Here is an 18,728-nt window from a genome sequence, read left to right as displayed (position 1 = left end):
ATTTATTCCTCGTCCTTGATGGTTTTGCCGACAGGCGCATTGGCGAATTTGAACAGGTAGGAGTAATCGGACTTGTAGGGGCTCTTGACCGGTGTCGCCATGGAGTGGCAATTCATGCAACTGCTGTTGGGCTGGATGTAGCTCTCCATGGTCACGTTGGCCGAGAGCGCCGGTGTCGGCTGGCCCAGCGGATTACTGGGGTTGTCCGGCATCAGCGGGCGCTGGGTGGTGATGAGCTGGTAGTACTTCAACACGCTTCTTTGCAGGTCCGGGTCGGTGCGGTATTGGGTGTTGACTCCATTGGTGACCTCGGCAATCGGGGTGAACCGGTTCAACGGGTTCGGCGTCTGGAACGTGGTGCCGGGTTTGGGCACGCAGACCAGATGCGCGCCCTGAGTCTGCCAGTCGCACGGCGACTGGTTGAGGGTGGCGGCGGGGGCGGTGGAGTTGAAATAGGAATAGGCCGTGCCGGATGTCGGCTGGTCGACCCACTGGCCGTTCACCAGCACCTTGGGCGGAACGTTATCGATCTGCTCGAAAGTCGACCAGATCCACTGCGGGTAACCGTTCGCCTTGGTGATGATGTGCAGGCCCACCAAACCCAGGTAAGCCTCGGTGACACCGGTGCGCTGGCCTTGGTCGTCGAACGTGGCCACACGCGCGAGCATGGTCAGGTAGCGGCTGGCATTGTCACGGGTGGTGAGAATGCGCCAGCTCGATTTAACCTCGATGACCCCATAGGGGAAATTGATGTTGTTGGCTTTGGAAACCACATCAGCGTTATAGAAGCTGTTGGCGACGATGTAGTTGTAGGAGGTCTCGTTGGCCGAGATGTCGTAGTACGTCGGGTTACCGGCCTGGTCGATCAGCCAGCCGCCGACGGCCTGGTCGACGGCATTCACCTGAGAGCTGTTCTTCAGCGCGGCAATGTTGATGATGCCCAGGCTTTTGGCGGCTTGCTGGGTATTCCACGGGCCAGGATCGGCCCCTTGCGGCAGAAAGATTTCCTCCACGGTCTTGTAGGTCTGCCAAACGGTGTAGCCGGGATCCCCAGGCTGCTTGCTGCAGTCGGGATCACCTCGTTGCCCGTTCTGTGCAGGCCAGTTCAAGGCGATGAACATCTGCCAGCTGTACTGATCGAACAGGTCCTGGCTGGCCGTGGCGGCCGGTGCGGTGCTGGGAGGCTGGCAGCTCAAGCTGGTGGCCAGCGTCGACAGCATGGCTTGTTCCCGAGCCAGCCCCGGCAGACTGGCCAGGCCCAGTAACATCACGGTGAAACGGAGTGTGGTTTTCATGGCGATCCTTCGTCATTGTTCAGGGTTTGCGCTGCATGAGCTTGTTCCACTGCGCCTTTTGGCCGTTGCTCTGTGAGGCCGGTGGCTCGAACAATTGGCAGGGCGGCGGATTCGCCGGGCACATCGCGGCCACTTGCGCCCAGGTCTGGGCCGGGTCCGGTTTGGCGATGCGAAAGTTGGTGTAGTTCTGGCTGACGATGGGCGCATTGGCAACGCTGGTGTCACCGGAGAAAAAGAACGACTGGGGATGCCGGTAGGGCGGTTGTCCTGACAGTTGTTTGAAAAAGGCGTAGCCGAACAGGATCGGACCTTGCGGTGATTCGAGGTCCAGTGCATAGGCCTGCACGCTGCCATTGAGGTTTTTGCTGCGCTCGGCGCTGTAGGGCAGGTGCTGGATGAAGTCTTGGCGCGGCGGATGATTCATCGGCGAAAACATGCAACAGGCCGGTATGTCCTTGGGGCGGTCTTGCGGGTAAGTCAGGAAGTACGCTTTGTTGCCCAGGGACACAAAGGAGCAGGTGTAGTTGTTGTTCTTGATCGGGAAGATCGGCAGACAGTACTTCTCGTAGTGCTCCATCATGGCGCCGAAGCCGTCGCCATCCGGTGGAATATAGGCGGTGTCGTAATAGCTGGTGCCGCGGGAGACGGTGTAGTCCGCCGGGGTGAGGGTGGTGGGTGGATTGCTGTAGGGCGGCGGGTTTTTTTCGTAGTTGTGCATCACCCGGTACATGGTCCAGTCGCTGATCCAGAACGCCGGAAAAAACGGATCGGAAGGGTCGCCCGGTGCGCGTTTGGCGATGCAGTTGCCGTTCTGTTCGTTGCACCCCTCGGTGTTATGCACCCCCATGGTGAAGTAGACGGCGCCGCTGTCCGCCTGGGCGAATAGAGCCGGGATGAGCAGCAGGGTCAGCAGCAACAGTCGGTTCAAGAGGCTGGCTTTCATATGACACTCCTGTGAAGTGCCGGGTGACAGGCTCGTCACCCGGTGGTCCTGCTTGAAGCGTTGTGGTTTTAGCCTTGTTCGTAGTCGCTCATGCTGAGCGGGACGGGTGGGTAATTGCGTTTCACCAGCGACTGTGCCCAGAGCTCCAGTACTGCGCGTCGGCTTTGCGACATGTCACGGGTGATGGGCATGGCGAGCGTGCTTTCCTCCTGGTACTCCTTGCTGATCAACACAATCAGTTGGTCAACGGCGCCTTCGATCCGCTCCAGGGAATTGAGTGGCATGTATTTGCTCATGATCGGGTACAGGTAATAGAAGGGTTGCAGGATGCGTGGGTAGATGAAGGTCTCCCAGATCAGGACCCGGGCCTCGGTTTTCGTGTAGATCTGGTTCCACTCGTTGACGAAGTCCTCCTGCAGTTTCGGTTCCAGCGGCAGCACACGCAAAGGCGCCATGAAGTCGGTATAGGCATCCGTGTAGTTGAAGCTGAAAGGGATCTCGGGAGGCTGTTCACCTTCCTGCACGAAGAAACGCAGGGTCGGGAAACCAGGAGCCCGGCCTTTGACGGTCAATCGTGCGATGCCCTTGGCGTCGGTCTGTATGTGCGTCACGCAATAGTTCACGGTACTGCTTTGAGGATCTTGCAGTTTGCCTTCCATGGCGATGGAGTTACTGAAGCCCAGGCTGGGGGCCAGGGCGACCGAGGCGGGTGTCGACAGGTATTGTTGATAGGTGACGGGGATCGACACATCGGCTGGCGCGTCGACGTGTAACGCCATGAGCCGGCGGCCACTGCCCGTGCTTGCCAAGCTGTGTTCGCTGGGGCTATCGATAAATTGCGGCAGATTGGATTTGTTGTTTTTGCGGTTAAGGGGATAGTCGTGGAACAACGTGAAGTCGGCCTTGTTGCTGAACGCCAGGTAGTAGTTGCTGGTACTCAGCATGAAGGCGTTGTCGTACTCCGCTACCCAGAGCACGGTGCCGGCCGGAGCCGGAAGACCGTCGTATTGCACCATGATCTGCAGGGTTCTACTGTCGCCCACATCGATGAAGCTGGCGCTCTCCACTACTTCGGCCGTCCACATCTGCTGGGCGGAGGCTTGCACCGGTGTTGTGCCTTGCAGTTGCAGTTCCAGCGATCCGGTTTGCAGCTTTTTCTGCGCGTCGGCGCTCAGTGGCAAGTCGAGGATCCCGGAACGTTTGTCGAACGCCGCCTGTCGATAATCCTCAAAACCAAAACTGGCCAACGGGCTGAATTGCCCGTCCTGGCGTATCCCCAGTTGGTAGTTGCCGGCATTGTATTTTTCCGCCACCGGGATGTCGGCAGTCTTGTCGAGCGGATAGAACGGGAAGGTGTTGGAAAGGTCCAGCGACAGGGTATCGGCATGCGCCTGGACCGAGATCACACCCAACGTCATGTTGGTGGGGGGGGAGCCGGGTTTGCAAAGCGGAACGGAACCGCTCGGAACGGGCACCAGGCGCCGACCAGCCGGTGCGGTCGGGAACTCATCCGCAAACCACAGACCCAAGGTGCCGGCGGTGCGACTGTAGGCCGGGTTGAAGAAAATATCGGCAACGTTATCCAGGCCTTTTTGATACATCGCCTGCACGTTGGCCTGTACCTGCGGGTCTGTGGAGTGGGTGTTGATGGGTGGGTAGTTATTGAATATGCCGTTTCTGTCGTAGCAGGTCAGGTAGGTGGAGAACCTGAACATCAGCCCCTGAGCTTGTTGTTGCTCCATCTGGTCCTGAAGATCTTTCAACAGTTGCGAGTTGCCGATCACCCACTGCAGGTTCTCTTTGGGAAAGCAGGTCTGCCAGGTCGTGGTGACATAGAACAGGCCACCCAACGCCCCCCAGTTGAAGTTCAGGAAGCGATCGAGCATCCGGTGTTGACGTTTGAGCGTCAGGCCGCATTGATCGTCACCCAGCACCAGCTTGTCGAAGTACAGCGCGGTGAACGTATTCTGCCAGGGGCTGACGTCGACGAACCGGGCCGGAGTGGGGTTAGTGCTGCCAAGGGGGTTGCCGAACAGCTGGTAACCCTTGTCGATCAGCGCATCCTGGTCGACGTATCCACCGCCGGGCAGCTCGCCGCCGATGATTACCGACCGGGTCTGGTCATAGTTGACGGTGCCGCAGGCGTTGTCGCCGAACAGGTCCCATTCGGCGGGAATCATCGGATAGTTACCCGGATCGGCGTTGCCCGGGACTTGCTGGGCATAGGCCGGTACATCGCTTAGCGGCAAGGGCGCGATGGTCCAGGGCATCAAGCGGCTGGCGGCGTTCTCGGGATTGATGCCGTACTCAGCGAGAAACCGCCAGTTCATCTGCATCTTGACCGCGTCATAGAGTGGCAGCACATCGTTGTTGTTGGCTGTCGGCGGGTTCCAGAACATATGGCCGTTGAGGTAGATACGGGGGAAATTCAATACGCTCATGTCATGCTCCTTAGCGTTGCCACTGGGCGCGTTTGAGCGACCAGACAAAGTCCAGTTTGTTGTAACCGGCAAAGGCCGAGTCCGGCAGAGGGGCGGTGGGGTAGACGATGCCGCCCTGTTCTTTCATGGCGAAGTTGAAATAGCCCTTTTTCGCTGAGTAGGCCGCGGTGTCGTGGCAGGCAAAGCACGACGACTGGCTCTGAAAGGCGGACTCCAGCTGAGAGTTGGCCAGCAACGTCGGGTTGGTTCTGGACTGGACGGCGATCAGCTCGTACTTCGACAACCCGGGGTATTGGGCCTGGAATTGGCTATTGACGGGCTTGGCAGCGGCAATCGGCCCGGTACTGTTGGTCATCGGAGTGCCCGGGTAGCCGGTGGTGACGGTGTACTTGCTGTTGTTGATGTTTTCGAAGGTGGTCCAGACCCAACCGGGATTGAGTTTGTTGATGATGTGCAAGCCGCTCAGCGCTGCATAACCGACCTGGTACTTGCCGTCTTGCAGGTAATAGGCCTGGGCGATGTAGTAACCGTCGTTTTCCAGTGTCTGTTTGTAGGTCGCGTCGGAGCCGATCCACAGCCAGGCGGATTTCAACTCCCAGGCGATGGAGGGGAACTCCAGATTGCTGGTCAAGGCGGCCTGGCCGTTCATGTTGTAGACCTGGCGTTGCACCACATAATCGAAAGTGCCTTCGCCCATCAGCAGCTGAAAGCGCACGGGTTTGCCTGTTTCCGACGCCGGCACCGCACCGCCCATTTCCAGAATCATGCCATCGACCTGTTGCGTGGCATTGAGGTTATGGAAGGTTCGGGAGAGGTCCATTCCCTGCGCCTTGGCTTGTGTAAGCACGGCGTCCGGTGGCGGCACGGACGTGCCATAAGGGGCGGGCTTGGCGCCATTGGCCAGGTAGACCTGGTCGGAGGGCTTCATGGATTCCCACTCACGGTTGGGGCTCCCCGCGGCGGCAGGTTGGTTCAAGCAGACGAACCAGTTCCAGGCCAGGGTCTCGGGGCTCTGGACAAACGTGGCCCGGGTCTTGTCGACGTCTCCTCCAAACTGCAGGAAGTTGCTGCAATCAAAGGTGTTCGGGCTCTGAGCCTGGGCCAATCCGGCCAGGGCACTCAGAACTGTTATAGAAATGGCTCGCCGCATGGAAGCTCCTTGGCATTGGCCGGGTCGGTGTGTGGGTGCCCCAGGAAGTGTTCGAGGAGCAGTTGCTTCACCGCCGTGGCAGCAAGACGCTGCGGCAACGGCAGATCGCAATTGGTGATGAGCAGCGGCCCGGTTTTCTCGCTGGCGGGCAGGCGGCCATGGCTGCCACGGACCAGACTGGTGTCCAGCGGAATCAGGTCCATGTAGTAGCGAAAGCCGAGCTTTTTCTGCAGCAGGCGGCGCGCCACTTTCAACTTGGGAAAACGAATGGCCGGGTCGATGAACAGCTCCAGCGGGTCGTAGCCGGGCTTGCGATGGATGTCCACGGTGCGGGCAAAGTCGGGGGCCTTGCGATCGTCGAACCAGTAGTAGTAATCGAACCAGTAACCCGGTGCCGCCACGATCACCAACTCGCCGCTGCGCGGATGATCCAGTTGCCAGGCCCGTTGTTCGGCTTTATCCAGCACCTGCTCGATGCCGGGTTGGCGCTGCAACAGCGCTTTGACCCGAGGGATGTCTTGCGCCTGCTTCACGTAGATGTGCGCGATCTGATGATCGGCCACGGCAAAAGCCGCGCTGGCGCCGGGGTCGAGCAATTCCCAGCTCAGCGATTGGCGCACTTGCAACAAGCCTTCCGAGCGCAACAAGCGGTTGATGGATACAGATTGCTGGACGGCTTCGATCCCGTATTCGGACAGCAGCATCACCGCCGCGCCTTGCTCCTGGGCAAAGGCCAACAGACGACCCACTTCACTGTCGATGGCCCGCACCTCGTCGGCAATCGACGGATGATCGGGGCCCAGACGCTGCAGGCTGTAATCGAGATGCGGCAGGTAAACCAATTGCAGGTCGGGTCGATCGAGCTGGAATTCGGCGATGGCGCAGTCGACGATCCAGCGGCTCGACGCGATGCCGGCCGCCGGGCCCCAGAAACCCGGAAAGGGGAATTCGCCGATCTGCTGCTCGATACGCTCGTGCAACGCTGCCGGTGACGAATACAGACCGAACATTTTGCGGCCATCGGCCGGGTAGTGAGGGCGTGGGGTAATGGCGGCATCCACGTCCGCATACATGTTGTACCACCAGAACAACTGGCTGCAGCGAAACCCGGGGATCTCACGCTTGAGCTGCTGCCAGACCTTTTCACCCTGGATCAGTGCATTGGGTTGCAACCAGAAACGTACTTCGGCCTGATCGCGAAAGTACCAGCCATTGCCGACGATGCCATGCTCCGACGGCGACAGACCGGTGAGGATCGAGGCCTGCACCGTAGACGTGACGGCCGGAAACACCGGTTGCAGGCTGGCCATTTTTGCCGTCTTCAACAGGGCATTGATGTGGGGAGTCGCCGCTCCCAGCAGCGACGGTGTCAGCCCCACCATGTTGATCAGCAGCAGCGGTTGACGCGGGTGATCAGAGGGCATCGGCGTACGCCTCCCGCACTTGGGATTGCAGCAATTGGCGCTGCCGCAATTGGTTTTCGACCCAGTGCAGTTCAGCGGCGATCCCCTGGAGTTGGGCGTGCTCGGTAGTGGGCCGAAGCGTGGCGGGCAGGACGCCCCAGCTATAGGTTTCCACTTCCAGCACGGGACGAAAATCCGCATGGTCTGCCAGAAAGTCGAAGGTCTGCGACAGGGCGATCTGACTGCTGCTGAGCTCGGGCAGCAGCAAGTGTTCGCTGAACAGCGGAATGTGGAAATGAATCCTCAACTCGGGGTATTGCCCCGGGCGCTTTGCGCAATCGTCGAGGGCGGCGGGAAGGTCCGCCCAGCTCAATAATCGCTCTTGCGTATCACGGGCTTTCACTTGGTGCAGGTAGGTGGTTTCGGCAAAGTCGCTCAATGTCTTGAGCACGTGTTCGCGCCGGTTATCGTCTTGGGGCAGGCGACAAATCAGCGCGTTGGACAGCTGAATCTTGCCCACGGGCAGCCGGGCCTCGCGCAGCCTGTGCAGCGATTGATAGCAGTCTTCAAACATCACGGCCTGGTGGCAGACATCAAAACACAGTGCCAAATGTTCATGGTGCGGGTCCGTGGCTTGGCAGTGGTGGAAGAAGGCGATCGCCTGGTCGGTATTTTCCAATACGCAGTCCGGCTCCATCTCCAGGCAGAACACGATCTTCTTGCCCGTCTCCCGATGCAGCCTGGTCAGTGAGGCCGTGAGCTGGCGCAAATGATGCTCGGCACGCTGCTGTAACTGCGGACTCCAGCTGGCGGCATAGCCCAGCGGCACAGTAGAAATCACTCCCTGATCACAGTCCGCCGGCAAGGCGTCCGCGAGGACCCGGGCCAGATTCAGGCTGTACGCCAGCCGTTTCGGGTCGGCCCAGCTGGGCAGATAGACATCGGCTTTCACCGCGCCCTGATGAAACTGGCCGTAGGGAAAGCCGTTAAGCGAAGTCAGGCGTAGGCCGCTGCGTTGCAGCAAGCTTCGGAAGTCCTTGCGAGCCGATGCCTCCTGTAATTCGGATGCGGCGAGGGCGCTGATCCACAGTCCACTGTCCTGCTCGTTCAGTCCACGCAGGGTTCGCACGCCCTGAAAATGCTGTTCGATGGATGACCGTAGCCCAGCCAGGTCACGGGTCGGGTGCACGTTGCTGCAATAACCGACCTGCGCGGCAGCCCAACCCGTGCCGGCATTCATTTGATCACCGGTTCCTGCCCGCGCAGCGCGGAATTGTCCTGCCACTGCCGACGCTGATCGATGGGCAGCGGGGTGCTGACCAAGGCTTTGTCCAGTTGGCCGCTTTGGGCAAAAAAGTCCACCGGGTTGTGGAACAGCACCTGTTCGACCTGGGCCTCGCTGAAGCCGGCGGCCAGCATCGCCTGGCCGGTTTTGGGTACTTTGAGCGGATCGCTGATGCCCCAGTCGGCGGCGCTGTTGACCACCATTTTCTCAGTGCCGTACTCCTGCAACAGGGCGACCATGCGCTGTTCCGACATCTTGGTGTTGGGGTAGATGGAGTGGCCGCGCCAGCAGTCGCTGTCCAGCACCAGCGGCAGGGTCAGTTCGTTGAGGTGGTCGATGATCACCAAGTGCTCGGCAATCCCCACTTCGCGAATCACTGCCAGAGTGCGTTTGGTGCCACCGATCTTGTCGCGGTGCGGGGTGTGCACCAGCACCGGCAAATTGAATTGCCTGGCCAGCTCCAATTGCGCGGCGAGAAAGCGGTCTTCCTCCGGGGTGATGTCGTCGTAGCCGATTTCGCCGACCGCCACCACGCCGTCTTTCACCAGGTAGCGCGGCAGAATCTCCAACACTTCATTGGCCACCGACAGGTCATTGGCCTCCTTGGGGTTGAGGCCGATGGTGCAGAAGTGATGGATGCCGAACATACTGGCGCGAAAACGCTCCCAGCCCAACAGGGTGTCGAAGTAGTCGATGAAACTGCCGACACTGGTCCTGGCCTGGCCCTGCCAGAAGGCTGGCTCGATCACCCCGGTGATGCCGGCGGCGGCCATGTTCTGGTAGTCATCGGTGGTGCGGCTGACCATATGAATATGCGGGTCGAAGTACTTGAGCATGGTGAATCCTCGTCAAGGGGAGGGGGTCGTTGAACATCAATTCGGTGAGGTGCCGGCCAAGTAGTCACGCCATTCCGGCGGCAGGCGTTGCTGTTGATTCAGGCCGATCAGGCGCTGGTGTTGCGCCGGGCTGAGGAGGTTGAAGGCAATCACTCGGGGCAGCCCGGCGGACACCGTTCGTTCCGCGGCGAGCTGTTCGTCCAGCAGGTCGAGGGCCAGTTGGTTGAGGGTGACGCTGTGTCGTTGCGTCAGGCCGATCAGGCGTCGTACGTCGAGCCCCATGCCCAGTGCTTTGAGCACCAGTTGGTGGAAGGCCCGTTCGCTGTAGTGACGCGACGGGTAGAGGGTGTCCAGGGCGAGGGCGGCAAACACCTGACTGTTGCTGGTGCGCCCGGCCTGCAATGCCAATTCCACGCACAGCCCACGGCTATCGAGCCAGTCGAGGGCCTTCAAGGTGGCGATTTTTTCCTGATCATCGCCCCATAAAAACAACTGGCGCAGCAAGGGCAGTTGTCCGGCGAGGGGTTGTTGCTCCAGCACTTGAGCCAGCAACAACGCTCGCGCCAGCTGGACGTTGCTCCAGCCACAATTGTTGGGCACTGCAGGCTCCTTGAGGCTGCGCTTGCACTGGCTGCTCAATAGCGCAGCAGTGTTGGCGTCCGGGCGTTGGTCAAGCCGCTCCTGTGCCTGACGCCACCACTGCAGCTCAGTGTTATCGAGCTGTTGGGTGAAGGCCTGGCGTTGTTCGGCGAGGCAGTCGTGGCGCATGTCGAGGGCCGCCGATGGCGGCGCGGTGACGTCCATGTTCATGTCGGTTTGATCCAGCGCTGGAAGTGTGGAAGCAGGAAAAACACCAGAACACATAACAAACTGCCCAGAGGCTGGTTGGCCACAGCCAGCACCAGGGCATCGAACAGCGGCAGCGCCGCCAGGCCAGCGCCGATAAAGGCACGGACCTGCCGTTGCTGCGGGTTGGCCAGGTGGTGCCAGTAGTGCCAGCCCAGCCAGCCAAGCCAGAGCAGCAGCACCGGCCAAAACCAGACATTGTCGGAATAGATGGCCAATGCCAGCGGGCTCAGCATCAGGATCAGTGGGAGGCGGCTGAGCAATTGATTGCGGTGTTCCTGGCGGGCCAGGTAAGTCAGGCCGCTGATGTAGACGCCGAGCAAAATGGCGCAGAGCCAGATCGGCTCCGGTGGCACCGCCAGGCTGGCCGCCGCCGTGAGGTAGAGCGCCGAGCGGCAGGCCCCCATCAGCCAGACGCTGTGGGCGTATTTCTTGTGCAGCAGGTTGTAGCCGAGGATGCAGCCGACCAGCAGGGTGGCGCTGCCCAGCAGCCACTGCGGCTGGTCGATCAACCGGCTAAGGCCCAGCACCGACGCCGTGGCCAGCATCAGCAACAGCGCAGTGACCAGCCCCACCTGTTGTCGACTGACCAGGCCGAGGGTGATGGGGCGAGGGTTATCGTGCTGTTGGTCCCAGTCGGCGTCGAGCAGGTCGTTCAACAACATGCCGGCCAGATACAAAAGCGACAGTGCGGCCAGCAGCAGAATCCACACCAGCGACGACGGCGGCGCCAGGGCACCGGCGCTGCTGGCCAGCAGGGCGGCGGCCAGGGTGTTGGTCCACACCGTGGGCAGGTTGGATACCCGGCCCAAGGTCATCCAGGTCTTCAGGTTCAGCGGTGTCTGGCTCATTGCGCGCAGCCTTCGCTCAAGGTGAGCGCCGGACTGCTGCGGGTGGACAGTCGTTGCAGCGCCTGCTCCATCCGCGCGGTATCGATTTCATGCAAGTCCACCGACTCGCCGATCCGGCTGAGCATGGGGATGGAAAGTTGCCCACCCAAATGCTGGCGGAATTCCTCCAGCCCGAACAAAACCTGTGAGCGCCCCTGGGCATTTTTCAAGGTCAGTTCCGGTGGGCACAGGTTGAAGCCGAGCTTGAGCAACAGGCTCAGCACACGTTCAGTGTCGGCATCGCTCAACAGCCCGAGGGCATTGGCATAGAGTCCATCCAGGGCCATGCCCACTGCCACGGCTTCACCATGGCGCAGCCGGTGGTGGCTGAGATTTTCCAGTTTGTGCGCGGCCCAGTGCCCGTAATCCAGTGGTCGCCCGTTACCGCGTTCGAAGGGGTCGCCAGCACCGGTGATGTGCGCCAGGTGCAGTTCGGCGCAGCGGCGGATGGCGTAGCGGCTGGCCGGGTGATCGAAGTGGGCGAGGGCGTCGGCCTGTTGCTCCATCCATTGGAAAAACGCCTGGTCCTTGATCAGCGCCACCTTGACCGCCTCGGCCAGCCCGGCGATTTGGTCGCGACGGGTCAGGCTGGTCAGCAGCTGGAAGTCGTTGATCACCGCGGTGGCGGGGTAGAAGGTTCCCAGCAGATTCTTCTGGCCGAAGGCATTGATGCCGTTTTTCACACCGATGCCGGCATCGTTCTGGGCCAGCACGGTACTTGGGATACGAATCAGGCGAATGCCGCGATGGAAGGTGGCGCTGGCGTAACCCACCGCATCCAGCACCGCGCCACCCCCCAGGGCCAGGACATAGCAATGCCGGTCCAGCCCATGTTGCAGCATGTCGGTGTACAGCTGCTGCAGCACCTGTGAATCCTTGCTCCGCTCGCCGGCCGGAACCGCAATCGGCGCGGCCAGCAAATGCAGATCCGCCGCATGGGCGGCAAAGTAGGCATCGATCTGTTCCAGCAATTGTGGAGCGCTTTGCAACAGTTGTTCATCAGCGAAAACCAGCACCGTCACCGGGCCCCGGTGCTGTGGGGTGAGTCGTGCAGTGAGCTGGCGGTGCAGGCAGGGGTTGGACAACTCGAACAGGTGATCGGTGAACACCACCGGGTAGTCATAACTGACCTCGAAACGCCCGTGCAGCGGTTGCTCCGCGACTTGTTTGCGCAAGGTCTTGAACAGGCTGTACCCGGCGATAAACAGTGCGGGCAACACCATGCTGGCGAGGAGGGTCACCAGCAGTGCGTTTTGCTCGACGAGGAAGGTGCCGATGGCGCTGTAGGCCAGTGCCAGGCCGGCATTGGCCAGGGTGGTGACCAGTAAAAACGCGCGCAGCGGATAACGCTGCATGCCGGCGGCGACCACTGAGGTTTCCGCCAGTACCGGCACACCGCGCAGGCAGATCAACGATAGCGTGCCCAACCGATACGCCAACTGCCCCGGCTGGCGCTGATGCAGACCCAGGCGACCGGACAGCAGACGAAAATAGCCGGCTCCCAGCGCATAACCCAGCCCGGCACCCAGGCACAGGCCAATGAAAATCACCAGGTAGCCACCGAGACTGCCCAGCATGGCCACGGCCAGCAGCGCGACCATGCTCGAAGGCACCGGCAGCACCACGTCCAGCGCCAGCAGGGCGATCAGCAACAGCGCCAGGTTGAGTTTCTGGGTGGGCGTAGACGGCAGGTACAGGTTGAGATGGGTCAGGAAGTCCTGGAGCTGTTGTTCGAACAACAGAAAGCTGGCGATCACCAGGCCTGAGAAGCAAAACAATGACAGCCAAAAATGTTCGGCTGGCCCTCTTTGCGAGAACGCACGATACCCACGGCTGCGCTTCATCAAGCATCCCTCTTGTTATTTTTGACTGATTCCGTGTCAGTTATCAAAAGCAGCGTCTGGTGTGTTTTAGGTCAATAGACTCTCTCGCCTGAGGGGCTGGTTGATGGGCGATTGATTGCGCCTGTGAAGTTAGTCTTGAACTTAGACGGTCATGGTGTTTTTGCAAGGTCGCCTGATGGCAATCTGACCTTTTCCGCGATGCCCTCTGAAAACACCGGTATTCAGCCGCCTGGGTAATGCCTGTCAGTCAAGCGCGATCCATGTGGGAGCGGGCTTGCTCCCGAAAGCGGTGTATCAGGCGACATCAATGTTGATTGTGCTGGCGCCTTCGCGAGCAAGCCCGCTCCCACAGGTTTTGCGCAGCTAGCATGTTAAAAAATGTTATTTTAAAAAAGACTTCACATAATCCGTTCATTGGGGGATTATCTGCTCAACCTGTATGACAACCTGATAACAAGACAAAAACAGGATGGCTACGATGTTCGACAAGGTCCCGACTCACGTGCTGAGTGACAGCGTCGCTCAGCAGCTGCTGGACAAGATTGAGAACGGTGTGTTCGCCACCGGCAGCAAACTGCCCAGTGAAGCGATGCTCTCGGAAGCCTTCGGTGTCAGTCGCACCGTGGTCCGCGAAGCCATTTCCCGTCTCAAGAACGAAGGCGTGCTGCAGCCCCAACAAGGGCGCGGCATCTTCGTTACCGCCAACGCCAATATCCGCCCGCTGCGTATCGATTACGCCGAAGCCAATCTGCCCGGCAGTGTCTTTCACCTGTTGGCGCTGCGACGTGCCATCGAGGCGGAAATCGCTTGCGAGGCGGCGCTCAATCGCAGCGAGGCGGATCTGGTGCAGATTGACGAGGCGCTGGCACACATCGATGAAGAGGTCGATGAAGGGCTGGACGGTGTTCGCGCCGATGTGGCGTTTCATCGCGCCATCGCTCAAGCCACGGGCAATCCCTACTTTCTCAAGACTCTGGAATTCGTCAGTCAGTACCTGGAGGCCGCCACCCGCATCACCCGCACCAACGAGGCGGGCAGGGCGGATTTCTCCCGTCAGGTACACGAAGAACACCAAGCGATCGTGGCGGCCATTCGGCTGCGCGATCCGCTCGCCGCCGGGAATGCCGCCCGTGCCCATATCTACAACGCGGCCCGCCGCCTGCGCCTTGCCGGCGTGGAATAGGCCGCGGTTTTCCTCATAAGCCGGTCACTAAGGAGTACCCCATGAATAACAAAAATGTCGGTGTTGTCGGTCTGGGCGCGATGGGCCTGGGCATTGCCCGCTCACTGTTGCGCAGCGGCTTCAATGTGCATGCCTGTGATGTGCGTGCGGCGGTAACGGAACAGTTTGCCGGCGAGGGCGGTGTGGCGTGTGCTTCACCCGCGCACATGGCTGCTGAGTGCGACGTGATCATTACCGTGGTGGTGAACGCCGAGCAGACCGAAACCGTGTTGTTTGGCGAGGGTGGTGCCGTCGCTGCGTTGCGCCCTGGCAGCCTGGTGATCGGTTGCGCCACCGTGGCGCCGACCTACGCCGTCGATCTGGGCCAGCGCCTGACCGCACAAGGCTTGCTGTATCTGGATGCGCCGATTTCCGGTGGCGCGGCCAAGGCCGCTGCCGGTGAAATGACCATGATGACCTCTGGCCCGGCCGATGCTTATGCCAAGGCCGAAGCGGTCCTCGCGGGCATGGCCGGCAAGGTCTATCGCCTGGGTGACACCCATGGCCTGGGCTCGAAGGTCAAGATCATCAACCAGTTGCTCGCCGGGGTGCACATCGCTGCGTCTGCCGAAGCCATGGCGCTGGGTCTGCGTGAAGGGGTCGATGCCGATGCGCTTTACGAAGTGATCACCCACAGCGCCGGTAATTCCTGGATGTTCGAAAACCGCGTGCCGCACATTCTCAAGGCCGATTACACGCCGTTGTCCGCGGTGGATATTTTCGTCAAGGACCTGGGCCTGGTGCTGGATACCGCACGGGCCAGCAAATTCCCGCTGCCGTTGTCGGCCACTGCCCACCAGATGTTCATGCAGGCTTCCAGCGCAGGTTTCGGTCGTGAAGACGACTCGGCGGTGATCAAGATTTTCCCCGGCATCGAGTTGCCGACTGCCAAGACTGAGCCGGTTTGAGGAACGCCCAATGAACACCACCACCGCACGCCCTTTGCTGGGTTGCATCGCCGACGATTTCACCGGCGCCACGGACCTTGCCAACATGCTGGTGCGCGGCGGTATGCGCACCGTGCAAAGCATCGGCATTCCGAGCAGCGAAGTGGCTGCCGGGCTTGATGCCGATGCGATTGTCATCGCCCTGAAGTCGCGCACCATTCCCGTCGCCGAAGCGGTCGAACAGTCCCTCGCCGCGCTGGCCTGGCTGCGTGAGCAAGGCTGCGAGCAGATCTTTTTCAAGTACTGCTCGACGTTCGACTCTACCGCTGCCGGCAACATCGGCCAGGTCAGCGAAGCGCTGCTGGCGGCGTTGGGCAGCGATTTCACCTTGGCGTGCCCGGCGTTCCCGGAGAATGGCCGGACGATCTTTCGCGGCCACTTGTTTGTGCAGGATCAACTGCTCAGCGAGTCGGGCATGCAACATCACCCGTTGACGCCGATGACTGACGCCAACCTGGTTCGGGTATTGCAATCGCAGACCAGTCTGAACGTCGGTTTGTTGCGCTACGACACCATTGCCCAAGGGGCCGAGCCGGTGCGTGAGCGAATCAAAGAGTTACGGGCTCAAGGTGTCGGCATGGCGATTGCCGATGCCTTGTCGGATAGCGATCTGTACACCCTCGGGGCCGCTTGCGCCGATTTGCCGTTGCTGACCGGTGGTTCGGGGCTGGCCCTGGGTCTGCCGGAAAACTTCCGTCGCGCCGGCAAATTGCGAGACCTCGATGCCTCGAAACTCCCGGCGGTGTCCGGTGGAGAAGTGGTGTTGGCCGGCAGCGCTTCGATCGCTACCAATGGGCAAGTGGCGGCCTGGCTCGAAGCCGGTCGGCCGGCGCTTCGGATTGATCCGTTGGCCCTGGCTGCCGGGGAGCCGGTGGTTGCCCAGGCCTTGGCCTTCGCCCGTGACAACGAACAGACCGTATTGATCTACGCCACCAGCACCCCGGACGAAGTGAAGGCGGTGCAACAGCAACTCGGCGTCGAACGGGCCGGTACCTTGGTGGAGAATGCGTTGGGTGAGATCGCTCAGGGCCTGCGCCAGAACGGCGTACGACGCTTCGTGATCGCTGGCGGTGAAACCTCGGGTGCTGTGGTTCAGGCGCTGGGTGTGCAATTGCTGCAGATCGGCGCGCAGATCGATCCGGGTGTGCCGGCGACGGTCAGCAGCACGGATGAGCCTCTGGCCTTGGCACTCAAATCGGGCAACTTCGGTGGTCGGGATTTCTTCAGCAAAGCCTTGAAGCAACTGGCCGGGGGTGCTCAATGAGTGACGAAAACGCTCTGCGCGAAGAAATCTGCCAGGTTGGTCGCAGCCTTTATGAGCGCGGTTACACCGTTGGCAGCGCCGGCAATATCAGCGCACGTCTGGACGACGGCTGGTTGATCACACCGACTGACGTCTGCCTCGGTCGCCTCGACCCGGCGACCATCGCCAAGGTTAATCTGGCGGGCGAATGGGTCTCTGGTGACAAGCCTTCGAAAACATTGGCGCTGCATCGCCAAGTCTACGACCGCAACCCGGGCGTCGGTGGCGTGGTGCATACCCATTCCACCCATCTGGTGGCGTTGACGCTGGCGGGTGTCTGGCAGCCGGACAACATTCTGCCGCCACTGACGCCGTATCAGGTGATGAAAGTCGGGCCTATCCCGTTGATCAGCTACCAGCGTCCCGGCTCGCCGAAAGTGGCCGAACAGGTTGCGCAACTGGCCAACAGCGTTCGCGGCGTGATGCTCGAACGGCTGGGGCCGGTAGTTTGGGAAAGTTCGGTGTCCAGGGCCAGCTACGCCCTGGAAGAACTCGAGGAAACCGCACGGCTGTGGCTGATGAGCAATCCCAAGCCCGAGCCGCTCGATCAGGCAGCACTGGACGAGCTGCGAGTGACCTTCGGCGCGCAATGGTAGCGCTCTGATTTTTTAACACGATAGAACACGATAGACCGATAAAGCAGGCCCTGTTCGGAAGACGCGCAGCGACTTCCCACGACCCCGGCTTGCCTGAAAAATACAATAACAAGAGGACATCCAGGCATGATTCACCTTCACTGCGGCATTTTCAGAAAAACCCTTTCGTTCACCCGGCGTGGAGGGCTTTTGAAATGAGCCCGTTAATCTTGATGGTTACCGCGGGGCTAGGGATCGCTCTGTTGTTGTTTCTGGTGCTCAAGTACAAGTTCCAGCCTTTCGTGGCCTTGATGCTGGTGAGCATTCTGGTGGCGCTGGTGGCTGGGGTTAAACCGGCTGATCTGGTCGCCACCATCGAAGGCGGCATGGGCAAGACCTTGGGCCATATCGCGATCATCATTGCCTTGGGCGCGATGATCGGGCGTATCATCGAACTCTCCGGCGGCGCCGAGGCGCTGGCCAAGACGCTGATTACCCGTTTCGGCAATCGCCGCACGCCACTGGCGCTGACGATTGCCGGGTTCATGGTCGGGGTGCCGGTGTTCTTCGAAGTCGGCGTGATCATCCTGATGCCGCTGGCCTATGGTGTCGCTCGTAGTGCGCGTAAACCGTTGTTGGTGTTCGCACTGCCGATGTGCGCTGCGTTGCTGACCGTACATGCTTTCCTGCCACCGCACCCGGGTGCGGTGGCAGCTGCCAGCCAGTTGGGCGCCGACCTCGGTCGCGTGCTGATGTTCGGTCTGCCGATCACAGCGTTCCTTTGCTATGTCGGCTACCGCGTGGCCGGGCGCATGACCCGTCGGGTGTACCCGATGACCGACGATATTCGTGCCGAGGTCTATGGCCCCCATGTCACCAACGAGGATCTGGCTGCCTGGTCCAATGGCAACGACAAGAGCCCTGAACGAGCGGCCGTGGCTGCGTCTCACATGGGCCTGGAAGAAGCCACCAGCAGCATCGTCTCCAAACTGCCGCCGGCACCGCCACCGGGTTTTGGCCTGATCGTCAGCCTGATTGTGTTGCCGATCATTCTGATTCTGCTGGGAACGCTGTCCACCTCGTTGCTGCCTGCCGACTCGGTTCTGCGCGGCATCATGACCGTGCTCGGCGCGCCGCTGGTGGCGCTGCTGATCGATACTTTGCTGTGTGCCTGGTTGCTGGGTTCGCGTCGGGGCTGGAGTCGTACTCAGGTGTCTGACGTGATCGGTTCGGCCTTGCCTGGCGTGGCCATGGTGATCCTGATTGCCGGCGCCGGCGGTGTGTTCGGCAAGGTGTTGGTGGATACCGGAATCGGCGCCGTGGTCTCCGATATGCTGCGCACCACTGGTCTGCCGGTACTCGCGCTGGGCTTTCTGCTGACCATGCTGTTGCGTGCGGTCCAGGGTTCGACCACGGTGGCGCTGGTGACCACCGCCGGCATCATCAGCCCGCTGATCGCTACCCTCGATCTCACGGCGAATCACATGGCACTGTTGTGCCTGGCCATGGGCGGTGGCGGGTTGGCCATGTCCCATATCAATGATGCCGGTTACTGGATCTTCACCAAACTCTCCGGGCTGAACGTGGCCGACGGCTTGCGTACCTGGACGGTCTTGACCACCTTGCTCGGTACGTTGGGTTTCGGTATTACCTTGTTGATCTGGCCGTTTGTCTAACGAAAATTGTCGACGCGATCGAACACCTGTAGGAGCACGGCTTGCCGGCGAAAGCGTCCTTGAGATCGCCTT

The 18,728-nt window shown here is 60.7% G+C and carries 15 protein-coding genes; 5 read left to right on the top strand and 10 right to left on the bottom strand.

All coding sequences use genetic code 11. The annotated features are described in order from the left end of the window. Positions 1-2: 2 nt before the first annotated feature. The 10 genes from PMI18_RS04035 to PMI18_RS04080 form a co-directional block, all read right to left on the bottom strand. Positions 3-1,295: a hypothetical protein gene (locus PMI18_RS04035; protein ID WP_007906188.1), complete on the bottom strand. Its 1,293-nt coding sequence runs from the start codon at positions 1,293-1,295 to the stop codon at positions 3-5. Positions 1,296-1,314: 19 nt separating this feature from the next. Then, positions 1,315-2,238, bottom strand: a complete 924-nt coding sequence (locus PMI18_RS04040; RefSeq protein WP_007906186.1) for a hypothetical protein — start codon at positions 2,236-2,238, stop codon at positions 1,315-1,317. A 68-nt stretch (positions 2,239-2,306) separates the two neighbouring features. Then, a complete protein-coding gene (locus PMI18_RS04045) occupies positions 2,307-4,679 on the bottom strand; it encodes a hypothetical protein (RefSeq protein ID WP_007906184.1) in 2,373 nt (790 codons plus the stop codon). A gap of 10 nt (positions 4,680-4,689) precedes the next feature. Further along, complete coding sequence (locus tag PMI18_RS04050) at positions 4,690-5,829, bottom strand: hypothetical protein (RefSeq protein ID WP_007906183.1); 1,140 nt, start codon at positions 5,827-5,829, stop codon at positions 4,690-4,692. Continuing rightward, complete coding sequence (locus PMI18_RS04055) at positions 5,808-7,253, bottom strand: alkaline phosphatase family protein (RefSeq protein ID WP_007906181.1); 1,446 nt, start codon at positions 7,251-7,253, stop codon at positions 5,808-5,810. Before PMI18_RS04055 ends, PMI18_RS04050 begins: the two co-directional genes overlap by 22 nt. Then, positions 7,243-8,472 (bottom strand): metabolite traffic protein EboE, encoded by a 1,230-nt coding sequence (gene eboE / locus PMI18_RS04060; RefSeq protein WP_007906172.1) that lies wholly within the window; start codon positions 8,470-8,472, stop codon positions 7,243-7,245. Before eboE ends, PMI18_RS04055 begins: the two co-directional genes overlap by 11 nt. Then, positions 8,469-9,353, bottom strand: a complete 885-nt coding sequence (locus PMI18_RS04065) for a TatD family hydrolase (RefSeq protein ID WP_007906170.1) — start codon at positions 9,351-9,353, stop codon at positions 8,469-8,471. Before PMI18_RS04065 ends, eboE begins: the two co-directional genes overlap by 4 nt. A gap of 36 nt (positions 9,354-9,389) precedes the next feature. Then, complete coding sequence (locus PMI18_RS04070; RefSeq protein WP_007906168.1) at positions 9,390-10,163, bottom strand: EboA domain-containing protein; 774 nt, start codon at positions 10,161-10,163, stop codon at positions 9,390-9,392. Beyond that, positions 10,160-11,050: a UbiA family prenyltransferase gene (locus tag PMI18_RS04075; protein WP_007906166.1), complete on the bottom strand. Its 891-nt coding sequence runs from the start codon at positions 11,048-11,050 to the stop codon at positions 10,160-10,162. Before PMI18_RS04075 ends, PMI18_RS04070 begins: the two co-directional genes overlap by 4 nt. Then, positions 11,047-12,933 (bottom strand): 3-dehydroquinate synthase, encoded by a 1,887-nt coding sequence (locus tag PMI18_RS04080; RefSeq protein ID WP_007906165.1) that lies wholly within the window; start codon positions 12,931-12,933, stop codon positions 11,047-11,049. Before PMI18_RS04080 ends, PMI18_RS04075 begins: the two co-directional genes overlap by 4 nt. Positions 12,934-13,411: 478 nt before the next feature. Here PMI18_RS04080 and PMI18_RS04085 point away from each other — a divergent pair, with 478 nt between their 5' ends. The 5 genes from PMI18_RS04085 to PMI18_RS04105 all read left to right on the top strand — a co-directional run bounded on the left by PMI18_RS04085 (position 13,412) and on the right by PMI18_RS04105 (position 18,656). Further along, the gene (locus tag PMI18_RS04085) at positions 13,412-14,116 is read left to right on the top strand and encodes a FadR/GntR family transcriptional regulator (RefSeq protein WP_007906164.1); all 705 of its coding nucleotides are present in this window, start codon (positions 13,412-13,414) and stop codon (positions 14,114-14,116) included. 41 nt (positions 14,117-14,157) lie between these two features. Beyond that, positions 14,158-15,063: an L-threonate dehydrogenase gene (ltnD, locus tag PMI18_RS04090; RefSeq protein WP_007906163.1), complete on the top strand. Its 906-nt coding sequence runs from the start codon at positions 14,158-14,160 to the stop codon at positions 15,061-15,063. 10 nt (positions 15,064-15,073) lie between these two features. Beyond that, positions 15,074-16,366, top strand: coding sequence for a 3-oxo-tetronate kinase (gene otnK / locus PMI18_RS04095; RefSeq protein ID WP_007906162.1), 1,293 nt, complete (start codon positions 15,074-15,076; stop codon positions 16,364-16,366). Further along, entirely contained in the window at positions 16,363-17,001 is a 639-nt protein-coding gene (gene otnC, locus PMI18_RS04100) for a 3-oxo-tetronate 4-phosphate decarboxylase (protein ID WP_007906160.1), read from the top strand. Before otnK ends, otnC begins: the two co-directional genes overlap by 4 nt. Before the next feature lie 194 nt (positions 17,002-17,195). Then, entirely contained in the window at positions 17,196-18,656 is a 1,461-nt protein-coding gene (locus PMI18_RS04105; protein WP_007906158.1) for a GntP family transporter, read from the top strand. Positions 18,657-18,728: the final 72 nt, after the last annotated feature.

Source organism: Pseudomonas sp. GM102 (assembly GCF_000282555.1).
In the GTDB taxonomy this organism is placed as follows: domain Bacteria; phylum Pseudomonadota; class Gammaproteobacteria; order Pseudomonadales; family Pseudomonadaceae; genus Aquipseudomonas.
The sequence above is the reverse complement of the archived record's forward strand: the minus strand, read 5'-3'. Positions and strand labels throughout refer to the sequence as shown.